The organism is Pseudomonas sp. UMAB-08, assembly GCF_900095225.1.
Taxonomy (GTDB): Bacteria; Pseudomonadota; Gammaproteobacteria; order Pseudomonadales; family Pseudomonadaceae; genus Aquipseudomonas.
Genome location: NZ_LT607417.1, coordinates 400,999 through 422,967, shown reverse-complemented (window position 1 = coordinate 422,967; position 21,969 = coordinate 400,999). Strand labels below are relative to the sequence as shown.

General features: G+C 59.4%; 20 protein-coding genes. 12 read left to right on the top strand and 8 right to left on the bottom strand.

Features of this window, described 5'->3' with window-relative positions:
- The first annotated feature begins 74 nt into the window (after positions 1 to 74).
- The 5 genes from K0F75_RS09870 to mgtA all read left to right on the top strand — a co-directional run bounded on the left by K0F75_RS09870 (position 75) and on the right by mgtA (position 8,488).
- Positions 75 to 764, top strand: a complete 690-nt coding sequence (locus tag K0F75_RS09870) for a response regulator (protein ID WP_219061678.1) — start codon at positions 75 to 77, stop codon at positions 762 to 764.
- On the top strand, positions 761 to 2,092 hold the full coding sequence (locus K0F75_RS09865; RefSeq protein ID WP_219061677.1) for an ATP-binding protein: 1,332 nt from the start codon (positions 761 to 763) through the stop codon (positions 2,090 to 2,092). Before K0F75_RS09870 ends, K0F75_RS09865 begins: the two co-directional genes overlap by 4 nt.
- A 160-nt stretch (positions 2,093 to 2,252) precedes the next feature.
- Positions 2,253 to 3,743: a DASS family sodium-coupled anion symporter gene (locus K0F75_RS09860; RefSeq protein WP_219061699.1), complete on the top strand. Its 1,491-nt coding sequence runs from the start codon at positions 2,253 to 2,255 to the stop codon at positions 3,741 to 3,743.
- 186 nt (positions 3,744 to 3,929) lie between these two features.
- Positions 3,930 to 5,207, top strand: coding sequence for a serine/threonine transporter (locus tag K0F75_RS09855; protein ID WP_219061676.1), 1,278 nt, complete (start codon positions 3,930 to 3,932; stop codon positions 5,205 to 5,207).
- Positions 5,208 to 5,722: 515 nt separating this feature from the next.
- Entirely contained in the window at positions 5,723 to 8,488 is a 2,766-nt protein-coding gene (gene mgtA / locus K0F75_RS09850) for a magnesium-translocating P-type ATPase (protein ID WP_219061675.1), read from the top strand.
- 207 nt (positions 8,489 to 8,695) lie between these two features.
- Here mgtA and K0F75_RS09845 read toward each other — a convergent pair whose 3' ends face one another.
- From K0F75_RS09845 to K0F75_RS09830, 4 genes are all read right to left on the bottom strand, one after another.
- Positions 8,696 to 9,265, bottom strand: a complete 570-nt coding sequence (locus K0F75_RS09845) for a DUF1003 domain-containing protein (protein ID WP_219061674.1) — start codon at positions 9,263 to 9,265, stop codon at positions 8,696 to 8,698.
- 111 nt (positions 9,266 to 9,376) lie between these two features.
- Positions 9,377 to 9,574, bottom strand: a complete 198-nt coding sequence (locus K0F75_RS09840) for a hypothetical protein (protein ID WP_219061673.1) — start codon at positions 9,572 to 9,574, stop codon at positions 9,377 to 9,379.
- 122 nt (positions 9,575 to 9,696) lie between these two features.
- The gene (locus K0F75_RS09835) at positions 9,697 to 10,179 is read right to left on the bottom strand and encodes a transcription elongation factor GreAB (RefSeq protein WP_219061698.1); all 483 of its coding nucleotides are present in this window, start codon (positions 10,177 to 10,179) and stop codon (positions 9,697 to 9,699) included.
- A gap of 17 nt (positions 10,180 to 10,196) precedes the next feature.
- Positions 10,197 to 10,574: a hypothetical protein gene (locus K0F75_RS09830; protein WP_219061672.1), complete on the bottom strand. Its 378-nt coding sequence runs from the start codon at positions 10,572 to 10,574 to the stop codon at positions 10,197 to 10,199.
- A 126-nt stretch (positions 10,575 to 10,700) separates the two neighbouring features.
- On the opposite strand from K0F75_RS09830, the gene earP reads away from it, so the two are divergent.
- Complete coding sequence (earP, locus tag K0F75_RS09825) at positions 10,701 to 11,834, top strand: elongation factor P maturation arginine rhamnosyltransferase EarP (RefSeq protein ID WP_219061671.1); 1,134 nt, start codon at positions 10,701 to 10,703, stop codon at positions 11,832 to 11,834.
- Between the two features lie 49 nt (positions 11,835 to 11,883).
- Positions 11,884 to 12,453, top strand: a complete 570-nt coding sequence (locus K0F75_RS09820; protein ID WP_219061670.1) for an elongation factor P — start codon at positions 11,884 to 11,886, stop codon at positions 12,451 to 12,453.
- A 111-nt stretch (positions 12,454 to 12,564) separates the two neighbouring features.
- Here K0F75_RS09820 and K0F75_RS09815 read toward each other — a convergent pair whose 3' ends face one another.
- Complete coding sequence (locus tag K0F75_RS09815) at positions 12,565 to 13,035, bottom strand: MarR family winged helix-turn-helix transcriptional regulator (protein ID WP_219061669.1); 471 nt, start codon at positions 13,033 to 13,035, stop codon at positions 12,565 to 12,567.
- A gap of 210 nt (positions 13,036 to 13,245) precedes the next feature.
- On the opposite strand from K0F75_RS09815, the gene K0F75_RS09810 reads away from it, so the two are divergent.
- Positions 13,246 to 13,992: a sulfite exporter TauE/SafE family protein gene (locus tag K0F75_RS09810; protein WP_219061697.1), complete on the top strand. Its 747-nt coding sequence runs from the start codon at positions 13,246 to 13,248 to the stop codon at positions 13,990 to 13,992.
- Here the strand turns inward: K0F75_RS09810 and K0F75_RS09805 are convergent.
- Positions 13,982 to 14,836: a LysR substrate-binding domain-containing protein gene (locus tag K0F75_RS09805; RefSeq protein ID WP_219061668.1), complete on the bottom strand. Its 855-nt coding sequence runs from the start codon at positions 14,834 to 14,836 to the stop codon at positions 13,982 to 13,984. The two genes, K0F75_RS09810 and K0F75_RS09805, sit on opposite strands and share 11 nt — an antisense overlap.
- A 94-nt stretch (positions 14,837 to 14,930) precedes the next feature.
- On the opposite strand from K0F75_RS09805, the gene K0F75_RS09800 reads away from it, so the two are divergent.
- A complete protein-coding gene (locus K0F75_RS09800; protein ID WP_219061667.1) occupies positions 14,931 to 15,167 on the top strand; it encodes a DUF1127 domain-containing protein in 237 nt (78 codons plus the stop codon).
- Between the two features lie 50 nt (positions 15,168 to 15,217).
- Positions 15,218 to 16,432: a winged helix-turn-helix domain-containing protein gene (locus K0F75_RS09795; RefSeq protein WP_219061666.1), complete on the top strand. Its 1,215-nt coding sequence runs from the start codon at positions 15,218 to 15,220 to the stop codon at positions 16,430 to 16,432.
- Positions 16,433 to 16,505: 73 nt separating this feature from the next.
- Here K0F75_RS09795 and K0F75_RS09790 read toward each other — a convergent pair whose 3' ends face one another.
- The gene (locus K0F75_RS09790; RefSeq protein WP_219061665.1) at positions 16,506 to 17,852 is read right to left on the bottom strand and encodes a class II 3-deoxy-7-phosphoheptulonate synthase; all 1,347 of its coding nucleotides are present in this window, start codon (positions 17,850 to 17,852) and stop codon (positions 16,506 to 16,508) included.
- A 393-nt stretch (positions 17,853 to 18,245) separates the two neighbouring features.
- On the opposite strand from K0F75_RS09790, the gene K0F75_RS09785 reads away from it, so the two are divergent.
- Complete coding sequence (locus K0F75_RS09785; protein ID WP_219061664.1) at positions 18,246 to 19,001, top strand: spermidine synthase; 756 nt, start codon at positions 18,246 to 18,248, stop codon at positions 18,999 to 19,001.
- Positions 19,002 to 19,014: 13 nt separating this feature from the next.
- Here the strand turns inward: K0F75_RS09785 and K0F75_RS09780 are convergent, their stop codons facing one another.
- Positions 19,015 to 19,806, bottom strand: coding sequence for a crotonase/enoyl-CoA hydratase family protein (locus K0F75_RS09780; protein WP_219061663.1), 792 nt, complete (start codon positions 19,804 to 19,806; stop codon positions 19,015 to 19,017).
- Positions 19,807 to 20,191: 385 nt separating this feature from the next.
- Here K0F75_RS09780 and K0F75_RS09770 point away from each other — a divergent pair, with 385 nt between their 5' ends.
- A complete protein-coding gene (locus K0F75_RS09770) occupies positions 20,192 to 21,907 on the top strand; it encodes a DEAD/DEAH box helicase (RefSeq protein WP_219061662.1) in 1,716 nt (571 codons plus the stop codon).
- Positions 21,908 to 21,969 lie beyond the last annotated feature (62 nt).

Here is a 21,969-nt window from a genome sequence, read left to right as displayed (position 1 = left end):
GATGGGTGGACACGGGATCATTAATCGCGGGTTAATCGTGTTCTGCTTTAATGGCTTTTTTTCCCGAGTCCACCATGTACGTATTGCTCTGCGAAGACGATGACTTGATCGCCAGCGGCATTGTCGCGGGCCTTAATGCCCAGGGGCTGACGGTGGACCATGTCGCCACGGCGGCGGCTGCGCGGGCGATGGTGCTGGCGGCGCAGTTCGATGTATTGGTTCTCGATCTCGGCTTGCCCGATGAAGACGGCCTGACGCTGTTGCGCCAGTTGCGCCAGAACGGTCTTGAGTTGCCCGTGCTGATTCTCACGGCGCGGGACACGGTGACTGATCGGGTCGCCGGTTTGCAGGCGGGGGCTGACGATTACCTGCTCAAACCCTTCGACCTGCGCGAGCTCAGCGCTCGCTTGCATACCCTGATCCGTCGCGTGGCGGGGCGCTCGGTGAACCTGATCGAACATGGCTGCCTGACCTATGACCCCAGCAGCCGCGAAACCCTGCTGGCCGGGCAGCCGGTGGACCTTTCCCGTCGCGAACAGGCGCTGTTGCACGCCTTGTTGCATAACCACGGTCGGGTGCTGTCGAGCGAGCAATTGAAGGACAGCGTCTATGGCTTCGGCGATGAAGTGGAGAGCAATGCGCTCAACGTGCACATCCACCATTTGCGCCGAAAGCTGGGCCACACGATCGTCGAAACCGTGCGTGGTTTGGGTTATCGCCTCGGTCCAGCGGATGCCAAGAGCACCGGCCCGGAGGCGCCATGATGAGTTTAAGGGTGCGCCTGAGCCTGATTCTCGGGTCGGTGTTCGTGTTGATCTGGGCCCTGGCGGCGGCCTGGATGCTCTGCGATTTGCGCAGCCAGATGATGCTGTCCCTCGACCAGCGTCTGGGCGCGTCGGCGCACATGGTTGCCGGTCTGCTTGAGCAGTTGCCGACGCCAGGGAAAAGTGACGGCACGCCACTGAGTGCCGAGCAACTGGGTATTCCCGGCGGGCTCGCGTGCCAGGTCAGTTCGCTGCGGGGGGAGGTGCTGGTGCGCAGTCATGCCGACCCCGATCAGGCCCTCGACGCCCAGCAGTCGGGCTTTCACGATCAAATGATCAATGACGAACACTGGCGCAGTTTCACCCTGACCCAGGGTGATCTGCGCATTACCACGGCAGATCGACAGGCTGAACGCGACACCCTCCAGCATTCCATCTTGCTCGCGGCGTCGGTGCCGGTGGCGGTGGCCTTGTTCGGTAGCCTGGCGTTGCTGTGGCTGGGCATTGGTCAGGGTTTGGCGCCGCTCAATCGAATGCGCGATGCCTTGAAGCGGCGCAGTGCGGATTCCGTCGAGCCGCTGCACGTCCCCGATCTGCCCAGCGAGCTGCAGCCGTTACTGGACACCCAGAATCAATTGTTCCAGCGCATCGCCCAAACCCTTGAGCGCGAGCGTCGCCTGACCGGTGATGCCGCCCATGAACTGCGCAGCCCGCTGACCGCTATCAAAACCCACCTGCAAGTGGCGCGCATGACCGAAGGCCCTGTGCGGGATCGCTCATTGGCCCACGCGGAAGAGGGTGCCGACCGTCTGCACCGAACCCTTGAGCAATTGCTGTTACTGGCCAGGGTGGAGGGCAGTCTGTCGTTTGATGATGGGGTGCAGTGCAGCGCTGAAGAGGTTGCGCGGCTGGCTATCCATGACGCTAGCCTGGGCGACAGTTCGCGCATCGAGCTGCACATGCCGAAGAATCTCTCTCTCGCGGCGGTGGAGATGCCTGCGGTATTGGCCGTCGCCGCGTTGCGCAATCTGCTGGATAACGCTTTGCGCCACACGCCTGCAGAGGCACAGGTCGAGCTGAGCCTTGAGACCGATGCGCATACCGCCTGCTTCCGTGTGCGAGACCACGGCCCTGGCATTGCGAGCGAGGACCTGCAGCACCTCACCGAACGCTTCTGGCGCAATGGTAAAAGCCCTGGAAGCGGCCTGGGCCTGGCCATCGTCCAGGCCATTGTTCAGCGCTGCGCTTGCTCCCTGACATTTGACAGCCAACCTGATGGTTTGCGCGTCGAACTGCGTGTGCCACTGCGGAGCAATCAGGCGCAGTAGACCCCTGCATTGATGATGGATCAAGGCTCAGGCCCGGGCCTGTTGACTCGGGTCAAGGCCTGTCGGCGGGTGTGCTGCTATTCTGCGCGCAGTAGCTGGATGCTCGCGGTGTTGCGGATGTCTGTCTGAATCAGGTCATGAAGGATCAGTGGGGATGGACATGAATGCACCCGAGACCGTGCCGGCGCAGCCTGCGGCCCGCATCAAATTCCCTGTGGGGTTGGTGGTTGCCGCGCTGGTAATGGTGGGCGTGCTGCTCTTGCCGTTGCCGACCGACTTGCCTGTCGCAGGCCATCGGATGCTGGCGATTCTGGCGTTCGCCGTGGTTGTCTGGATTACCGAGGCCGTGTCGTACGAAGCCAGCGCGATCATGATTACCTCGCTCATGGCGTTTTTGCTGGGGACCGCGCCGACGCTTCAGGACCCTTCGGTGATTTACGGTTCTTCTGCCGCGATTACCATGGCCTTGACCGGGTTTTCCAACTCCGCACTGGCGCTGGTCGTGGGCGCGCTGTTCATCGCCGCGGCCATGACCCATACCGGCCTGGATCGGCGCATAGCGCTGGTTACGCTGTCGCGGATCGGCACCAGCACCCGACGCATCATGCTCGGCGCCATCGTGGTGACGATTTTACTGAGCCTTGTGGTCCCCAGTGCGACGGCGCGCAGTGCCTGTGTCGTGCCCATTATGATGGGGGTCATTGCTGCATTCGGTGTGGATAAACGCTCGAATATCGCTGCCGCGATCATGATCATCGTGGCGCAGGGCACCAGCATCTGGAACGTCGGGATTCAGACCGCTGCCGCGCAGAACCTGCTGACGGCCGGGTTCATGGACAAAATGCTGGGTCAGCGTGTGGCCTGGATCGACTGGCTGATTGCTGGCGCTCCGTGGGCAATCATTATGTCTGGTGTGCTGATGTTCCTGGTGCTGAAAATGCTCCCGCCTGAAAGCGACAGCATTCCCGGCGGCAAAGAGGCGGTTGCCAAGTCGTTGGCCGATATCGGGCCCATGACCGGCGCGCAGAAACGTCTGTTGACCGTCTCGATACTGCTGCTTCTGGTCTGGGCCACCGAGGGCAAGCTGCACAGCTTCGACACCACCTCGACGACCTATGCCGGGCTGGTGATTCTGCTGCTTCCGCGCTGGGGGATCATGACCTGGAAGGATGTGCAGTCGCGGATTCCATGGGGCACGGTGATTGTGTTTGGAGTGGGGATCAGCCTCGGCACAGCGCTCCTGACCACCCATGCGGGTCAATGGCTTGGCACTCAGGTGGTCAGCCATACCGGCCTGGACCAAGTGGGCCCGCTGGGCGTCTTCGCAATCCTCGGGGCGTTCCTGATCTTGATTCACCTGGGTTTTGCCAGTGCGACCGCGCTGACCTCGGCCATGTTGCCGATCCTGATTGCCGTGCTGCAAACCTTGCCCGGCGATTTCAATCGGCTGGGCATGACCATGCTGCTGGGCTTCGCGGTCAGCTACGGCTTCATCCTGGCGGTCAATGCACCGCAGAATATGGTGTGCCTGGGCACGGAAACTTTCACTGCCAAACAATTCGCCCGGGTCGGCCTGGTCGTCACGCTGATTGGGTACCTGCTGATGCTGGTGTTCGGCGCGACCTACTGGAAGTGGCTAGGCTGGATGTAAGGGTTTTTCGCGAGTCGTTGAGCATGGTTTTGCTGACGCGCGGAAGACCGTTCCTCAGACAGGCCTTTGATTCTTAAGCCTAATCCCGGACAATCGCGCCCCTCTTAAGGTTGGGGCGCGGACTGTAAAGTGTTGTGATCTGCCCCGGCCTTGCAGTAATAACTGGCTAGCGGAGATGTCGAGCGGATGAATGACCAGGCCACCAGCGTCGATGAACGCGTTGAATCGGTGCCAGCGGGCGTTGCCTCCTGGAGCCACCATGACACCACCTGGATGTTGGGCCTGTTTGGCACGGCAATCGGTGCAGGTACGTTGTTTCTGCCGATCAACGCCGGTATCGGGGGCTTCTGGCCTCTGCTGATTCTGGCCGTGCTGGCGTTCCCCATGACGTTCTACGCCCACCGTGGCTTGACCCGGTTTGTATTGTCCGGACGCGAAGGCGCCGACATCACCGAGGTCGTCGAACAGCATTTCGGCAAGACTGCCGGCGCGCTGATTACCTTGCTGTATTTCTTTGCGGTGTTCCCGATCCTGCTGATTTACAGCGTGGCGTTGACCAATACCGTGGGCAGTTTTCTCGAGCATCAACTGCATGTGCAGCCGCCACCCAGAGCGCTGCTGGCGTTTTTGCTGATCGTCGGGCTACTGGCTGTGGTGCGCTGTGGCGAGAAGGCAATCGTCAAGGCGATGAGCCTGATGGTTTACCCCTTCATCGTTGCGTTGCTGTTCCTGGCGGTGTTTCTGATCCCGCACTGGAATGGCGGGATCCTGGCCACCGCGACCACGCTGCCTGAACCCTCGGCGTTGTTGCACACCCTGTGGCTGGCGATTCCGGTGATGGTCTTCTCGTTCAACCATTCGCCGATCATCTCGGCCTTCGCCGTGGACCAGAAGCGCCAGTACGGCAGTCACGCCGAAGTACGCAGCTCGCAGATTCTCGCGCGCGCCCACGGCCTGATGGTGGTGATGGTGCTGTTCTTCGTGTTCAGTTGCGTGCTGACCTTGTCGCCGCTGCAACTGGCTGAAGCCAAGGCGCAGAACCTGTCGATCCTGTCCTACCTGGCCAATCACTTCAGCAACCCGACGATTGCTTTCGTCGCGCCGCTGATTGCCTTTGTGGCCATTACCAAGTCGTTTCTGGGTCACTACATTGGTGCCAGTGAAGGCCTTAAAGGCCTGGTCGTCAAAACCGGGCGTCGTCCGGCGCCGCGTACTCTGGATCGGCTGACAGCGGCATTCATGTTGCTGGTCTGCTGGCTGGTGGCGACGTTGAATCCGAGCATCCTCGGCATGATCGAAACCCTGGGCGGGCCGGTTATCGCCGCGCTGTTGTTCCTGATGCCGATGTACGCCATTCATAAAGTCCCGGCGATGCGTCGTTACGCGGGCAAGGCGTCCAATGTCTTTGTGACCGTGGTCGGTCTGGTGGCGATTTCGGCGTTGGTTTATTCGTTGATCGACTGATCGGCATCAGAGGGGAATCGCGCTCACATGGGCGTTTTGGCGCGATCAACCCTCGATTACCTGACTGTTCCTGAACCGTTCCTGAAGAAGTTTCTGATAGACCCGCCGGATGCTTTTCAGCGGTTTACTCCCCTTGATACCGAGGCGTAAGCTTCGCTCGTTTTCACCAATTGCGGAGACCCACAGTGGGTACTTGTTCGAGTGACAGTAGTCGGCCGGTTTTGATAACCGGCATATTCTCGGCACGATAACGCGCAGATTCCCTTGCCGTTGTCTCGCCGAAAAGCGAGAAGCGGCAGCCCGACAGACCTGACCAGGTTCCTGTCCCGAAGTCCTCTCATCGACGCTGAACAGTGCGTGTTGACCGACCCCCGAGTCGGTCATCGCGGTGCTGCGGACGCGCGTGTCGTTTTTGACATGCGGGCCAAGCCTGCCTTGCCGATAAGTCGAGCAGGGTTTCAGGTTGGCTGTGCCTGCCAAGAGGTCTCCTGCCGTAAACCGTTAGGGGAACAGCGATGAAACTCACCCTTTTGAAAGAATTTTTCGCAGGTTTTCTGCGGACCCGGCATTTCTCCCGGCACTTCCGTCGATTGGCGCTGCTCGACAGCGTGACCGATGCCACGGTCAGCCGTGAGGTGCCGCCGACCCTGGCACAAACCCTGGTGGCGGGGGCCAACAGTGATGCGCGTGCTTTGCTGGAGAAACTCGGCAGCCACAACGAAGGCCTGAGCGACAGCGAAGCCGAAGCACTGCGCGAGCAATACGGCCTCAACGAGGTCGAGCATGAGCAACCGCTGCCATGGTGGATTCACCTGTGGCACTGCTATAAAAACCCCTTCAACCTGCTGCTGACCTTGCTGGCGGTCATCTCCTGGCTGACCGAAGACATGAAAGCCGCCACCGTGATTTTCTCGATGGTGGTGCTCTCGACGTTGCTGCGCTTCTGGCAGGAAGCCAAGTCGAACAAGGCCGCTGACGCCCTCAAGGCGATGGTGAGCAACACCGCGACCGTCATGCGTCGGGGGGCCAGTGAAGAAGCGACGCCGATGTTCGCCAGGTTTTATGGTGCGGCAGCGGCGGTTCAAGGTGCATCGCGGATTGAACTGCCGATCAAGCAACTGGTGCCCGGTGACCTGATTGTGTTGTCGGCGGGCGACATGATCCCGGCTGACTGCCGGGTGCTCAGCGCCAAGGACCTGTTCGTCAGCCAAGCGGCGATGACGGGTGAATCCATGCCGGTCGAGAAGTACGCCCGTCAGCAGGATGCAGGCACCCACAACCCGCTGGACCTGGAAAATATTCTGTTCATGGGCACCAACGTGGTGTCCGGTGCCGCCACGGCGGTGATTCTGACCACGGGTAATAACACCTATTTTGGCGCGCTGGCTCAACGGGTCAGCGCTACCGACCGCGCCCCGACTTCGTTTCAGACCGGGGTTAATAAAGTCAGCTGGTTGCTGATCCGCTTCATGTTCGTGATGGCGCCACTGGTGCTGTTCATCAACGGTTTCACCAAGGGCGACTGGACTCAGGCGCTGCTCTTCACGCTGTCCATCGCAGTCGGGTTGACCCCGGAAATGCTGCCGATGATCGTCACCTCGACCCTGGCCAAAGGCGCGGTGTTCCTGTCGCGCAAGAAGGTCATCGTCAAGCGACTTGATGCGATCCAGAACTTCGGCGCCATGGACGTGCTGTGCACGGACAAAACCGGCACGCTGACGCAGGACAAGATTTTCCTCGCACGCCACGTTGACGTCTGGGGCGATGAGTCAGACGACGTCCTGGAAATGGCGTATCTGAATAGTTATTACCAGACGGGTCTGAAAAACCTGCTGGACGTGGCGGTGCTGGAGCACGTTGAAGTGCACCGCGAGCTGAAAGTCGCCACCGCGTTTCAGAAGGTCGATGAAATCCCCTTCGACTTCACCCGTCGGCGCATGTCGGTGGTGGTGGCCGAGCAGGATCAGGCGCACGTATTGATTTGCAAAGGTGCTGTGGAAGAAGTGCTGGCGGTGTGCAAGCGCGTTCGCCATGGCGATGACGATGAAGCGCTGAGCGCTGAACTGCTGGCGCGTATTCGTCAGGTGACTGCGGCATTCAACGAAGAGGGTCTGCGGGTTGTGGCGGTGGCTGCTCGTTCAATGGCGCCGGGTCGAGACACCTACAGTCTGGCGGATGAACAAGCGCTGACATTGATCGGCTATGTGGCGTTCCTCGATCCTCCCAAGGAAAGCACCGCTCCGGCGCTCAAGGCGTTGGCCGCGCACGGTGTGGCAGTAAAAGTATTGACCGGCGATAACGAGCTGGTGACCGCGAAAATCTGCCGTGAAGTGGGCCTCGAGCAACAAGGGCTGCTGCTCGGGGGGGATGTCGAGCGCATGAGCGATGCTGAATTGGCCGTCGCGGTGGAGACCACCAACGTCTTCGCCAAGCTCACGCCTGCGCACAAGGAACGCATTGTGCGCATGCTCAAAGCCAACGGGCACGTGGTCGGGTTTATGGGCGACGGCATCAACGACGCTCCGGCGTTGCGTACGGCCGACATCGGTATTTCAGTCGACAGCGCGGTGGACATCGCCAAGGAAGCGGCCGATATCATCCTTCTGGAAAAAAGCCTGATGGTCCTGGAGGAGGGCGTACTGGAAGGCCGTCGGACCTTCGCCAACATGCTCAAGTACATCAAAATGACCGCCAGCTCCAACTTCGGTAACGTGTTCTCGGTACTGGTGGCCAGCGCGTTCATCCCGTTCCTGCCAATGTTGCCCATGCATCTGCTGGTGCAAAACCTGCTGTACGACATTTCGCAGATTGCCATCCCCTTCGATAACGTCGATGAGGAAATGCTCAAACAACCGCAGCGTTGGCAGCCAGGGGATGTCGGGCGCTTTATGCTGTTCTTCGGACCGATCAGCTCGATTTTCGACATCACCACCTTTGCCTTGATGTGGTACGTGTTCGACGCCAATACCCCAGACCATCAAACCCTGTTCCAGTCGGGCTGGTTTGTCGTCGGGCTGCTGACCCAGACCTTGATCGTGCACATGATCCGCACGCCGAAGATCCCGTTCCTGCAAAGCCGCGCGGCCATGCCGCTGATGGTCATGACCTTCGTCATCATGGCCGTGGGGATCTTCCTGCCGATGGGGCCGCTGGCGCACTACTTCAAACTGCAAGCGTTGCCGTCGCTGTACTTCGCCTTCCTGCCGGTGATTCTGCTGGCGTACATGGGCCTGACCCAGGCGGTGAAAGGCTTCTACATCCGACGCTTCGGCTGGCAGTGACAGGCCTGGCTGAATAGTCTTCGCTCTTCTGTAGGAGCAGACTTGTCTGCGAAAGCCGCAACGCGGTGTGCCTGACAGACCTCGTTGAATGGTCTTCGCTGACAAGTCAGCTCCTACGGAAATGCTGTAACTAATTGAATGATAATGGTTTTATTTGATGGGATTTCCGATCGAACGCTGCCCGCTCGGTTTCTGCGCGACAGCGCGCTACACAGGGTCCGTTTTCTTTTTGACGAAGTGCCCGTGCATTTCCACGGTCAGGGTCTCGACGCGTTCGGTCAGGGCTTTGGTCATTTCGGTCAGGCGGGTGTTCTGCTCGAGCAGTTGAAGCATTTGCGCAGCGTTCTGTGCGGCCATTGCCATGCGCTGCTCGTTGGCCAAGGCCAGTGCTTCACGGTGCTGTGCATCGGCATCGGCGTGGGCTTTGTCCCGTGCGGCCTGACGGGTCTGGGCGAGCAGGATCAAGGGCGCGGCGTAGGCCGCCTGCAGGCTGAACGCCAGGTTGAGCAGGATGAACGGATAGACGTCGAATTGGGTGAAGCCACTCAGGTTGACCCCGATCCATAGCACGACGATCAACGTTTGCCCGCCAAGAAACATTGGCGTGCCGAAGAAGCGTGCGAATGCTTCAGCCTTGAGAGCAAAGCTGTCGTTGCCAAACGTGGGCGACAGATGCGCATGCTGCTTGTGGAAGCGCAAGTGGTCGACATGCGCCGTCTTCGGAGCAGTCGGTGCGGCGGGATCGGAAGCGGGGGAGTCGGGCGCGGCGGCAGTCATGAAAAATTCCTGATGCTCAAGTAAACGGACGGGCACTAACGCCCTTGCCGCCACTATAGCCGCACTCCAGCCGCCTCGATATGTTCGGCAAGCCGATACCGCCGGTTGCTCTTAATCAGGGTGCAAGGGCTTGGACACCTGCATGATGTGCGCATAGTCGTAGACGTATTGCCGACCCGCATGGCTGGTCAGCCGCAGCTCCTCGATCAGTAGGCGCTCTTTCTTGCTCAGATATAACAACCCAGGATGGTCATCGGACTTGAGGCGATCACGTTCATGGGCGTCAGGGAAAGTGATGACGTTCGTCATGAAAAATCTCCTTGCGTATTGAGTCCTTGTTCCCGGATGTCTGTCCAGGCCACTGGTGATGTAGCGACAGTGCACCTTACCCAGAAAAAGTTGGGGGGATCAACCCTGCAAACGGATAGGTTTCACATCACGTGAGTGACTTCGAACGATTGGCGCGCGCCATTGATGGTGATTTCTACAGCGTCCCCTTCCGCCTTGCCGAGCAGGTTTTGCCCCAGCGGCGCGCGGGCCGTGATGACCGTGATCAATACGTCGCCCTGGTAGATCTTCAAGCCTGCGGCATCGGGCCCGAGGAATAACTGCTGCTGGCTGCCGTTGCCGGCCTCCAGGCTGAGCAGGTCGCCGATTTGAATCCCGCGTTGCTCGTCGAAAGGTCGTAGGCTCAGGTTCTGGTACAGCACCAGCGACTGGCGGATTTCTTCGACGCGCCGTGCTTGACCCGCTGCCAGGTACGACGCTTCGAGGCCCAAGGTGTCGTACTTGTTTTCGGCGATATTTTCTTCGTGGGTCGCGGTTTCGTAGGCGGTCTGGGCCGCACGTTGGGCAACGTCCAGATCAATGACGAGTCTGGCGATGATCAGTTCGAGTACAGACTGCTTATCCAGGGTTGATTGCATCAGGCCTAACCACAAAACTGACTGACATTGGCCCGGGTTTTTTCACTGGGCGCGGTTTGATCCTGCTGTAACCAGAATTGGCATTTCGGTGCGCTGAGGCGTTTTTCCTGAGCCGCCTGATTCTGTTCCTGGGCTTGCTGGGCCTGGCTGTCCTGCAGGTTCTGTTTGTACTTGTCGAACATCGGGTTTTCCGACGCCGGTTGCGCCGGAGGACGAGAACCGAGGGTGGAGGCCTTGAACTGGCTGACAACGCTGTTCAATGTGCTGACCCGGCTGGCGAGCGTCGTGGTGTAAGCCAGTCCCACCGTCAGCGCGATAGCGATGAAGCCGAGCCAGACACCCAAGGCAATGCAAATAATCAATTTCAGGGGTTGAGAGAGCATTGCAAATTCCTGGCGTGATCAGCGGATGCCGACGATTGTCGCACGACGGATGGCCAAAGCTGGAGCTTGCAGGTCGTTATGACAGACAATCAGCAGCTTTAGCGTGTCTTCTTTAGGGAACCAGGCATGAAAGTCTCCTGGGATATTTTTTGCAACGTTGTCGATAACTACGGCGATATCGGTGTTACGTGGCGTCTGGCCCGGCAATTGGCGGCGGAGTACCCCTTCGCGGTACGTTTGTGGGTGGATGATTTACAGCCCTTCGTGCGGCTGTGTCCGGGAGCCCAAGTGGACGCCGCGCAGCAGTGGCAGGAGGGGGTCAGCGTCTGCCATTGGGCTAAAGACTGGCAGCCTGTGGAGGCTGCCGACGTCGTTATCGAGGCCTTTGCTTGCCGCTTGCCGCCCGCTTATATCGAGGCTATGACTCAGCGTTCACGTCCGCCGTTATGGCTGAACCTGGACTACCTGAGCGCCGAAGAATGGGTCACCGGTTGCCATGGTTTGCCGTCGTTGCAGTCCAATCGCTTGCAAAAGTTTTTCTTCTTTCCGGGCTTTCGCTCGACGACGGGCGGTTTATTGCGCGAAGCTGGCTTGCTCGATCAGCGCCACGCTTTTCAGCAGGACAAAGCCGCGCAATACGCTTTCTTGCAGGGCCTGGGCGTGGTGCCTGCAGAGGGCGCCCGCCTGATTTCGCTGTTTGCCTATGAAAACGCCGGGCTGGCCAGTTGGCTGGAGGCATTGGCCGCCGATAGCCGACCGACTCACTTGTTGGTGCCGGAAGGGCGGGTTCTGGGCGACCTGCAGCATTGGCTGGGGGTCGACGGTTTGCACGCCGGGGCGGTGGCGACGCGTGGAGCCCTGACCGTTCAGGTGCTGCCATTCGTCCGACAGGAGGACTATGACCGCCTGTTGTGGAGCTGTGATTTCAACGCTGTACGGGGGGAAGACTCGTTCGTCCGTGCGCAATGGGCCGGGCGCCCGATGCTCTGGCACATCTACGAGCAGGATGACGATGCCCATTGGGCCAAGCTGGATGCTTTTCTCGAACTCTATGTCAAAGGCCTCTCGCCCGCGGCTGGCGAGGCATTGAGCAACGTCTGGCGGGCCTGGAATGCCGGGAAGGACATGGGGCAATGCTGGCCGGCGCTGCTGCAACACTGGTCCGAAGTCACCGAACACGCCGAACAATGGTGCCAGGAACAAGCCTCGCAGGCAGATCTTGCTGCGGCTCTAGTACAGTTTTATGTAAATTGGCTATGATATGCGGCCTAGATATTTGTAAATCTCAATCCAAATTCGGATATTCGCAATGAAAACTGGTAAAGAGCTGAAACCCGGTACCGTGATCAAGATCGACAACGATCCTTGGTTGGTTCAGAAAGCTGAATTCACCAAGTCCGGTCGTAACAGCGCAATCATGAAGACCAAGCTGAAAAACCTGCTGACTGGTTACAAGACTGAAACCGTTTACAGCGCTGACGACAAACTGGAAGACGTGATTCTTGATCGCAAAGAAGCCACCCTTTCGTTCATCAGCGGTGACACCTACACGTTCATGGACACCAGCGACTACACCATGTACGAGTTGAACGCTGAAGACATCGAAGCCGTTCTGCCATTCGTCGAAGAAGGCATGACTGACGTTTGCGAAGCGATCTTCTTCGAAGACCGTCTGGTTTCCGTTGAGCTGCCGACTACCATCGTTCGTGAAGTTGACTACACCGAAGGCTCCGCACGTGGCGACACGTCGGGCAAAGTGATGAAGCCAGCCAAACTGAAAAACGGTACCGAGCTGAGCGTTGCTGACTTCGTCAACATCGGCGACATGATCGAGATCGACACACGTGATGGCGGTTCTTACAAAGGCCGCGCTAAATAAGCGTTGTCTTGTTCCGCAACACCCGAAAGCCCGACCCTCGAGTCGGGCTTTTTTGTATGTGTTGATTGGTGAAGTCCGGTCTTCGCAGACAAGTCAGTTCCTACAGATCTATCAAAGACTGTCGTGCAACTTCCCGCGCAGGGCGAGCAGTTCGCTTTGCAGATTTTTCAGCGTGTCCACCGTCGTGCCTGTGGCGGCGAAGATGCAGGAGGGCACGCTTTTGGCTTTTTCGCGTAACGCACGGCCTTGCTCGGTGAGGTACAGCCGCACAACACGCTCGTCTTCCTTGCTCCGGGTGCGGCTCAGCAGGCCTTCGCCTTCAAGACGTTTGAGCAAGGGGGTCAGAGAGCCTGGGTCGGTCAGCAGGCGCGTGCTGACTTCACCCACCGTCATGCCGTCGTGTTCCCAGAGCACCATCATCGCCAGGTACTGTGGATAAGTCAGGCCCAAGGCTTGCAGCAAAGGCTTGTAGACCTTGGTCATCATCAACGATGTCGAGTACAGGGCGAAGCACAGCTGACTGTCGAGCAGCAAATGGTTGCCATTGTCTGCGTTGCGGGTGGAGCTGTCGTCAGCGCTCATGTGAGAGTCCTGTGTGCGGTAATGCGCTCTAATTTAGTGCCGCGATCTTTAATGCACCAGATAAATTCTACGGCTCAGCGTCAGTCGCCGTCGCATTCATGAAAGGTGAAGCCTCTGTGCATGGAATGTGAAGGCGTTGAGCCTGCCTATGCGTTTCCCTGCGTCATCGGACTGCGTAGCATGCGCCCATGGATTGACTGGGGACGCGGTGTGATTGAAATCGGGATGTATGTTTTATTGGGCACCGTCATGGGGACGTTGGGTGGGTTGTTTGGTATCGGCGGCGGACTGGTCGCGATTCCTGCGCTGGGGGTGTTGTTTGGTCTGAACCAGCAAATGGCACAAGGCACGGCGTTGCTCATGGTCTTGCCTAACGTGTTATTGGCATTGTTGCGTTATCACCAGCGCAACCGGATCTCCCTGCGCAATGCCCTGATGCTGATCATTCCCGGTTTTTGCTTCGCCTGGCTGACGTCGTTGTGGGCGGTGCGCCTGGATGCGCACAGCATGCGTCTGGGCTTCGTCGCGTTCTTGATTGTGCTGACGCTGTTCAACCTGATTCAGATGTATTGGCACAAGGGCCAGGCCAGCAGCGAATTGCGGCATGTGAAATGGCTTTGGCTGCTGGGTGTCGGCTCGGGGATGACGGGCGGCCTGTTCGGTGTCGGTGGCGGGGTGGTGGCGACCCCGATTCTGACCGGCGTGTTCGGCGCGACACAGGTGGCGGCTCAAGGGTTGGCGCTGGCGTTGGCAGCGCCCAGTACCGCCATCACGTTGGTTACTTACGCGGTGCATGACCACGTCAACTGGCAGATGGGCATTCCCTTGGCGGTGGGCGGCCTGCTGAGCATCAGTTGGGGCGTGAGGTTGGCGCATTCACTGCCCGAAAGACTCCTGCGTTCGCTGTTCTGCGGCTTTCTGGTGATTTGCGCCGTGGTGCTCGCGTTTAAAGTTTGAAGCCGTCAGCGATGTGTTCGGCCAGGCATTCGGTGACTGGCGAGGTATTTTTCGGATTGCGCAGCAGCACAATGCTGGCGGACGGCAATTGCGGCATTCCTTCGGCCTCGCCGATGATGCGCAGGTCCGGGGTGAGCAAGCTCTCGAGTTGCGCAGTCACCGCCAGGCCTGCGGTGACCACGGCACTGATCGCCGACAGGCTGGCGCTGGTGTAAGCGATACGGTACTCGCGCTGCATCGCGTCCAGCGCATTGCAGGCCCATATCCGGCAAAAACAGTCGGTGTTGAACATCGCCAGCGGCAGCGGCGTTTGTTCGTGAGGGCAAAAACCTCGCGCCTCCATCCAGACGAAGCGCTCCTGACGCAAAATCTGGCCGATTTCGGTGCCCGGTTCTCGGGTGACGATGCTCAAGTCCAGGTCCTGGCGCTGTAGCAGTTGCTTGGAGGGTTCGCAGTGAACTTCCACCTGCACCAGTGGATAAGCCTGAGCGAAGCGCGACAGAATCCCCGGCAGAAACCGCATCACGTAGTCGTCCGGCGAGCCGATTTTCACCACGCCAACCATGTGCGGCTCACGCAAGGTGTTGAACACTTCGCTGTGCAGTTTGAGGATGCGTCGGGCATAACCGAGCAGCACCTGGCCCTCGACTGTGAGGCTGACGGTGCGACCGTCCTTTTGAAAGAGCGAGCGCTGGAGAATGTCTTCTTCCAGGCGTTTCATCTGCATGCTGACCGCCGATTGCGTGCGGTTGACGACTTCTCCGGCACGGGTGAACCCGCCCTCGTCGGCAATCGCGACAAAGGTGCGCAACAGCTCGCTGTCGATGCTCGGGTAGGTGGCCATTCATCAATCTCCCAGATGCAGCGCATAAGAAACATTCGTTGGATTGATCTTAGCGCTGGCGCGAGACTTTAGTCATCCCCACTTGGAGGGCAAGATGATGAAAGGTCAAAAAGGTTATGTGCTGGTGCAGGGCAGGGTGAATCGCAGTTCATTGGGTACACGCCTGATCAGCATGATCACGCGCCAGTTGCTGCGCTGGTATGAACTGCATCGTCAGCGCCAACAACTGGCGAGCCTGAGTGATGACGCTCTGAAGGACATCGGCCTGAGTCGTGCCGATACCCAGCAAGAAGTCGAGCGGCCGTTCTGGAATGATCCAATGAAACGCTGACAGCACGGCGGTCGATCAGGTAGCGTTGTGGGCTGATCAGGAGGTTCTGAATGTCCGCAGATCTATCGCTCAAACAGGCACGGCGCATGGCGCTGGCCGCCCAGGGATTCAACGGGCGCCAGCCGCCAGCGTCGATCAAGGTCGCGCACATCACCCAGATGATCGAGCGCTTGGGCGTTCTGCAGATCGATTCGGTCAATGCCTTGGTGCGTTCGCACTACCTGCCGCTGTATTCCCGTCTGGGTAACTATCCCCAACCGTTGCTGGATCAAGTGGCCTGGAGCCAGGGCCGACAGCGCAAGTTGTTTGAGTATTGGGGGCATGAAGCTTCGTTATTGCCGCTCAGTCTTTATCCCTTGCTGCGCTGGCGGATGCGTCAGGCGTCCCAAGGCGTGGGGATCTATCAGGAGATGGCTAAATTCGGACGCGAACAGCAAGCGACCATTGCCCGTGTCTTACAGGTTGTTCGCGAGCGAGGTGCGCTCGGCGCCGGGAGCCTGAGCAGTCGCCAGGAGCGTGCGGGCCCTTGGTGGGACTGGAGCGCGGAGAAACATGCCCTGGAGTGGTTGTTTGCCGCCGGTGAAGTGACGGTGGCCGGTCGACGCGGTTTTGAGCGCTTGTATGACCTGCCTGAGCGGGTATTGCCCGTCGCGATTCTCGATCACCCGGAACTGAGTGACGCCGAGGCCCAGCGCGGTTTGTTGTTGCACGCCGCGACGGCGCTGGGGGTGGGGACTGACAAAGACCTGCGCGATTACTTCCGCCTGAGTCCGGCGCAAAGTCGTGCGGGTCTGGCCGAGTTGGTAGAGGCGGGCGCGTTGCAGGTGGTGCAGGTCGACAGTTGGCGCCAGCCCGCGTATTGCCTGCCGGAGATCAAACTGCCGCGCAAAGTATCGGCGAGTGCCTTGCTGTCGCCTTTCGATTCGCTGATCTGGGAACGCAGTCGCACCGAGCGGTTGTTCGACTTTCGCTATCGCCTGGAGATCTACACCCCGCAGCACAAACGGGTGTACGGCTACTACGTGTTGCCGTTTTTGCACAACGAACGGATCGCCGCGCGAGTCGACTTGCGGGCTGAGCGAGGGTTGGGACGGTTGGCGGTACACGCGGTGCATGAGGAAGAAAGCGGGCTGGACGAGGAGGGCATGCAGGCGCTGGCGCGAAATCTGCGGCAACTGGCCGATTGGCTGGGATTGCCGGAGATTCAACTCAACTGCCAACGCGCCAGTGCGGCGCGGTTGCGGGTGGCATTAGGCCCGTTGTAGGAGCTGCCGAAGGCTGCGATAAGGCCGGAGTTGATCGCAGCCTTCGGCAGCTCCTACATTGTGGGCGGATAAATCAGTGCCGAACCTGTTTCAACGTCTCGGCAATCAAAAACGCCAATTCCAGCGACTGGTCGGCGTTCATCCGTGGGTCGCAGTGGGTGTGGTAGCGATCCGACAGGCCGTCTTCGGTGATCGGGCGTGCGCCGCCGATGCATTCGGTGACGTTCTGACCTGTCATCTCGATATGGATCCCCCCAGCGTAAGTGCCTTCAGCCTGATGCACCTGGAAGAACTGTTTGACCTCGTTGAGAATCTGCGCGAAGTCACGGGTCTTGTAGCCGCTGCTGGCCTTGATTGTGTTGCCGTGCATCGGGTCAGAGCTCCACAGCACCTTGCGACCTTCGCGCTCGACCGCCCGAATCAGTTGCGGCAGGTGATCGCCCACCTTGTTCGCACCCATGCGGGCGATCAGGTTCAGGCGGCCTGGATCGTTGTCCGGGTTGAGCGTGTCGATCAGGCGGATCAGGTCCTCGGGGTCCATGCTCGGGCCGACTTTGACCCCGATAGGGTTCTTGACCCCACGCAGGAACTCGACATGGGCACCGTCCAGCTGTCGCGTGCGGTCGCCGATCCACAGCATGTGCGCCGAGCAATCGTAGTAATCGTTGGTCAGGCTGTCGCGGCGCACGAACGCTTCTTCGTAATTCAGCAGCAAGGCTTCGTGGGCGGTGAAAAAGCTGGTTTCACGCAATTGCGGCGAGGTGTCCATGCCGCAAGCGCGCATGAAGGCCAGGGTTTCGTCGATGCGGCCGGCCAGTTGGCTGTACTTTTCGGCCAGCGCTGAATTGGCGATGAAGTCGAGGTTCCACTGGTGCACCTGATGCAGGTCGGCAAAACCGCCCTGGGCGAATGCGCGCAGGAGGTTCAAGGTGGCAGTGGACTGGTGATACGCCTGCAAAAGACGGTCTGGATCGGGCACGCGGCTTTTTTCATCGAAGCCGATGCCGTTGACGATATCGCCCCGGTAGGCCGGGAGCGTCACGCCGCCAATGGTTTCGTCGTTGGAGGAGCGAGGCTTGGCGAACTGACCGGCCATGCGTCCGACTTTGACCACCGGGCAGCCGGCGGCAAACGTCATGACGATGGCCATTTGCAGCAACACTTTGAAGGTGTCGCGAATCTTCGCTGCAGAGAACTCGACAAAGCTTTCTGCGCAGTCGCCACCTTGCAGCAGGAACGCGCGACCCTGGGTCACCTCGGAAAACTGACGCCGCAACTCTCGGGCCTCCCCGGCGAACACCAGCGGCGGATAACCGGCCAGGCTCTGCTCGACACGCAACAAGTGCGCGGCGTCGGGGTATTGAGGTTGCTGCTGAATAGGCATTGCCCGCCAGCTGTCGGGGCTCCAGGGTTGGCTCATGGTGAACTCTAAGTCAGTGCGGTCGGACGGCCATGTTAGCAGTTCAGTGCCTGGGTGCCAGCGGATGGGGCTGTAGGCTCAATCAATAATTAACGTGACCTCTCGGGCCTTGTTCGCGGACAATCCGCGCGTTCGTACAGCAAGCTCGGTCTCGATTCTGCCCGGAGGGCGGAGCGACCGGGGCGCGCTAGGACGGTGTGGCAATGCTTTTGATGTGCATGTAGGAGCTGACTTGTCTGCGAATAAGCCCGGCACGGGCTTCCGGCGGGGCTGGGTTTGACTCAGAACGTGCGCTTGCGCGGTGAGGGTCAAGACGGGATCTGCAGGATCAGCGTTTGTCTGAAGATTTTATTTATTTTTCAATTAGTTACTGGTTTTTTGATAGGGGCGGCAATGACTGAGGAGAGGGTGGAGCGTGTACTGGCTGAGGTGCACGATGATTTCGGCATGATTCGCGTGCTGGAAGTGGACGAGTATCGCTTCCTCGAATTCGGCGACGCCATCGAGCAAAGCTGCACGTTCACCGCTGACCCTAGCTGGCTGGAGTACGACTACACCCGCGCCATGCTGATTGGCGCGTTGTGCCATGAAGCGCCGGAAACCGCGCTGTTTCTGGGCCTTGGCGCGGGGACATTGACCCAGGCTTGCCTCAAGTTTTTGCCGCTCGAAGACGTCGAAGCCATCGAGTTGCGCCCTGACGTACCGCGGCTGGCCATCGAGTTTCTCGGTCTGGATGACGACCCGCGCCTTTACATACGCATTGGCGATGCCCTTGAATTGCTCGGCACTGCCGAAACCGCCGACCTGATCTTCGTTGATCTGTACACCGATCTGGGCCCGGGTGTCGGCCATCTGGCCTGGCAATTTCTGGAAAACTGTCAGAAGCACCTCAATCCGGGTGGCTGGCTGGTGATCAATCAATGGGCGACCGATGACGGAAAACCCTTGGGCGCTGCACTGTTGCGCGGTCTTTATCACCGCCACTATTGGGAACTGCCGGTGAAGGAGGGCAACGTGATTCTGATGGTGCCGGCGAACCTGGAGCAGACGCTGGACCTGCAACAACTGACCGAGCGCGCCGAAACTCTCGCGCCGCGCCTCGGTTATTCGCTGCTGCCGTTGATCAAGGCCATCCGCCCGGCGACGTGATTGTCCGGGGTCGCTAGTTGCCTTTGAAGTCGCCAGGCCTGCGTTCCAGCATCGCCCGTACGCCTTCTTTGGCGTCTTCGCTGTCCATGACGCTGCGAATGAGCTCTGGCAAGCTTTTCGCCGCTGCGGTCTCCCCCTCCAGCAATGCCTGACGGGCTGAAGCCAGGGTGATCCTGACCCCTAGCGGTGCTTGCTCGGCGATGCGCCCGGCCAGTTTGATCGCGCGGGGCAGCAAATCCTCGCTGGCCATGACTTCCTGAACCAGGCCCATTCTATAAGCCTCATGCGCGTCGAACTCGTCGCCAGTCAGCAACCAACGCATGGCATTGCCCCAGCCCGCGCGCTGATGCAGGCGCAAGGTGGCGCCGCCAAACGCAAAGATCCCGCGCTGCACTTCCATTTGCGCAAAGCGGGTGTTGCTGGCGCACAGGTTGATGTCCGAGGCGAGCATCAGCTCAATGCCGATGGTCAGGCAGTAACCCTGCGCGGCGACGATCACCGGCTTGCTGACCCTGGGACCGGCGAACACGCCCCAGGGATCACACCCGCCTTCGGGCACTTCCCAGCCGCTGGCCAGGGTCGGTCCGGCCGCAGCCAGATCAAGGCCGGCCGTGAAATGCTCGCCGTGGGCGAACACCACGGCCACTCGCGCCGTATCGTTGCGTTCGAACTCCCCGTAGGCGAGGCTCAGGTCATTGAGCAGGTCAAGATCAAAGGCGTTGCGTTTGGCGACGCGATCCAGGCCTATCAGCATGATATGACCCCGCTGTTCGCGACTGACTCGGCCGATCGAGGGGGAGGGCATAGGCATAATCCTTGTGCGCTGAGTGGCGTTGGGCATGCGGTGAACACGTGGATCAGTGAACCGTTTAAGCAGCGTGACCTCGCGATACCGGGCCTTTGCAAAATAGACACTGCAACAAATTTACGCAAAGCCTGCGACGGACGGACGCGCAGCCATTATTTTGTTAAAAAACCCTCACTTTTGTGCGTAATTCCGGTATAGTGCGCGCCGGCCTTTAACAGGGCCCTCGTACAGGTATTGCAATTCCCCGAAGCCAGCTTCGGCTGCTTGTTCGCTCTGCGGACTATCCTTTACGATCCATTCATTCAAACGTTTTCGCAAATCCCCGCCGACAAAGCAGCCAGGGCGACTCTAGGGTCTTACACGGCACGCGCAGCTTTGGAACATGGGTCTTTGCGGATGCACTAGAGGCAGACCCATGACCCAGGAAATCGGCGGCTTCGCCGCTTTTGAACTACACCCTAATATTCTTGCAGCCGTTATCGCGACTGGCTACGAAGAGCCTTCGGCTATTCAGCAGCAATCTATCCCGATCATCATGGCCGGTCACGACATGATTGGTCAGGCGCAAACCGGTACGGGTAAAACCGCTGCGTTCGCCCTGCCGATCCTGCATCGCATCGACCCGGCCAAACGCGAACCACAAGCGCTGATTCTTGCGCCAACTCGCGAACTGGCCCTGCAAGTAGCTACCGCTTTCGAAACCTACGCCAAGCAAATGCCGGGCGTAACGGTTGTGGCTGTCTACGGCGGTGCGCCGATGGGCCCGCAATTGAAAGCTATCCGTAATGGCGCACAGATCGTTGTCGCCACGCCGGGTCGTCTGTGCGATCACCTTCGCCGTGACGAAAAAGTCCTCGCTACCGTGAACCACCTGGTTCTCGACGAAGCGGACGAAATGTTGAAGCTGGGTTTCATGGACGACCTCGAAGTTATCTTCAAGGCCCTGCCAGCAACCCGCCAGACCGTTCTGTTCTCGGCTACCTTGCCTCAATCGATCCGTGCCATCGCTGAGCGCCACCTGCGCGATCCGAAGCACGTCAAGATTCAGACCAAGACCCAGACCGTTACCGCGATCGAACAGGCTCACCTGTTGGTTCACGCTGACCAGAAGACCTCTGCTGTTCTGAGCCTCCTGGAAGTGGAAGACTTCGACGCACTGATCATGTTCGTGCGGACCAAGCAAGCGACTCTGGATCTGGCCAGCGCCCTGGAAGCCAAAGGCTACAAAGCTGCTGCGCTGAACGGTGACATTGCTCAGAACCAACGTGAACGCGTCATCGAATCGCTCAAGGATGGCCGTCTGGACATCGTGGTTGCGACCGACGTTGCTGCCCGTGGTCTTGACGTTCCGCGTATCACCCACGTATTCAACGTGGACATGCCTTACGATCCAGAGTCCTACGTTCACCGTATCGGCCGTACTGGCCGTGCCGGTCGCGAAGGTCGTGCATTGCTGCTGGTGACTCCACGTGAGCGCCGCATGCTGCAAGTGATCGAGCGTGTTACAGGTCAGAAAGTTGCTGAAGTCCGCCTGCCGGATGCTCAAGCAGTTCTCGATGCCCGCATCAAGAAATTGACTAACAGCCTGGCTCCACTGGTTGCTGACGCTGAATCGACCCACGGTGATCTGCTTGATCGCCTGACCGCCGATATCGGTTGCAGCCCACGTGCCTTGGCCGCCGCTCTGTTGCGCAAAGCTACCAACGGTCAAGCATTGACCCTGGCAGCCATCGAACGTGATCGCCCACTGGTTCCGACCAGCGCGCCACGTGAGCGTAGCGATCGTTCATCTTCGGGTGATCGTCCTGAGCGCAGCGGTGCTGATCGTGAGCGTCGTGCTCCGGTTCCATTGGCTGAAGGCCGTGCTCGTTGCCGTACCGCGCTGGGTGCGCGTGATGGTATCGCTGCTAAAAACCTGTTGGGTGCAATCCTCAACGAAGGCGGCCTGGCCCGCGAAGCAATCGGCCGCATCCAGGTGCGTGATAGCTTCAGCCTGGTAGAGCTGCCGGAAGATGGCCTTGAGCGTCTGCTGACCAAGTTGAAAGACACTCGCGTTGCTGGCAAGCAGTTGAAGCTGCGTCGCTATCGCGAAGACTGATCTGCTCTTGAGCTGATCGTCTGAACAAAAAATCCCCGACTGGTTCGGGGATTTTTTTGTCT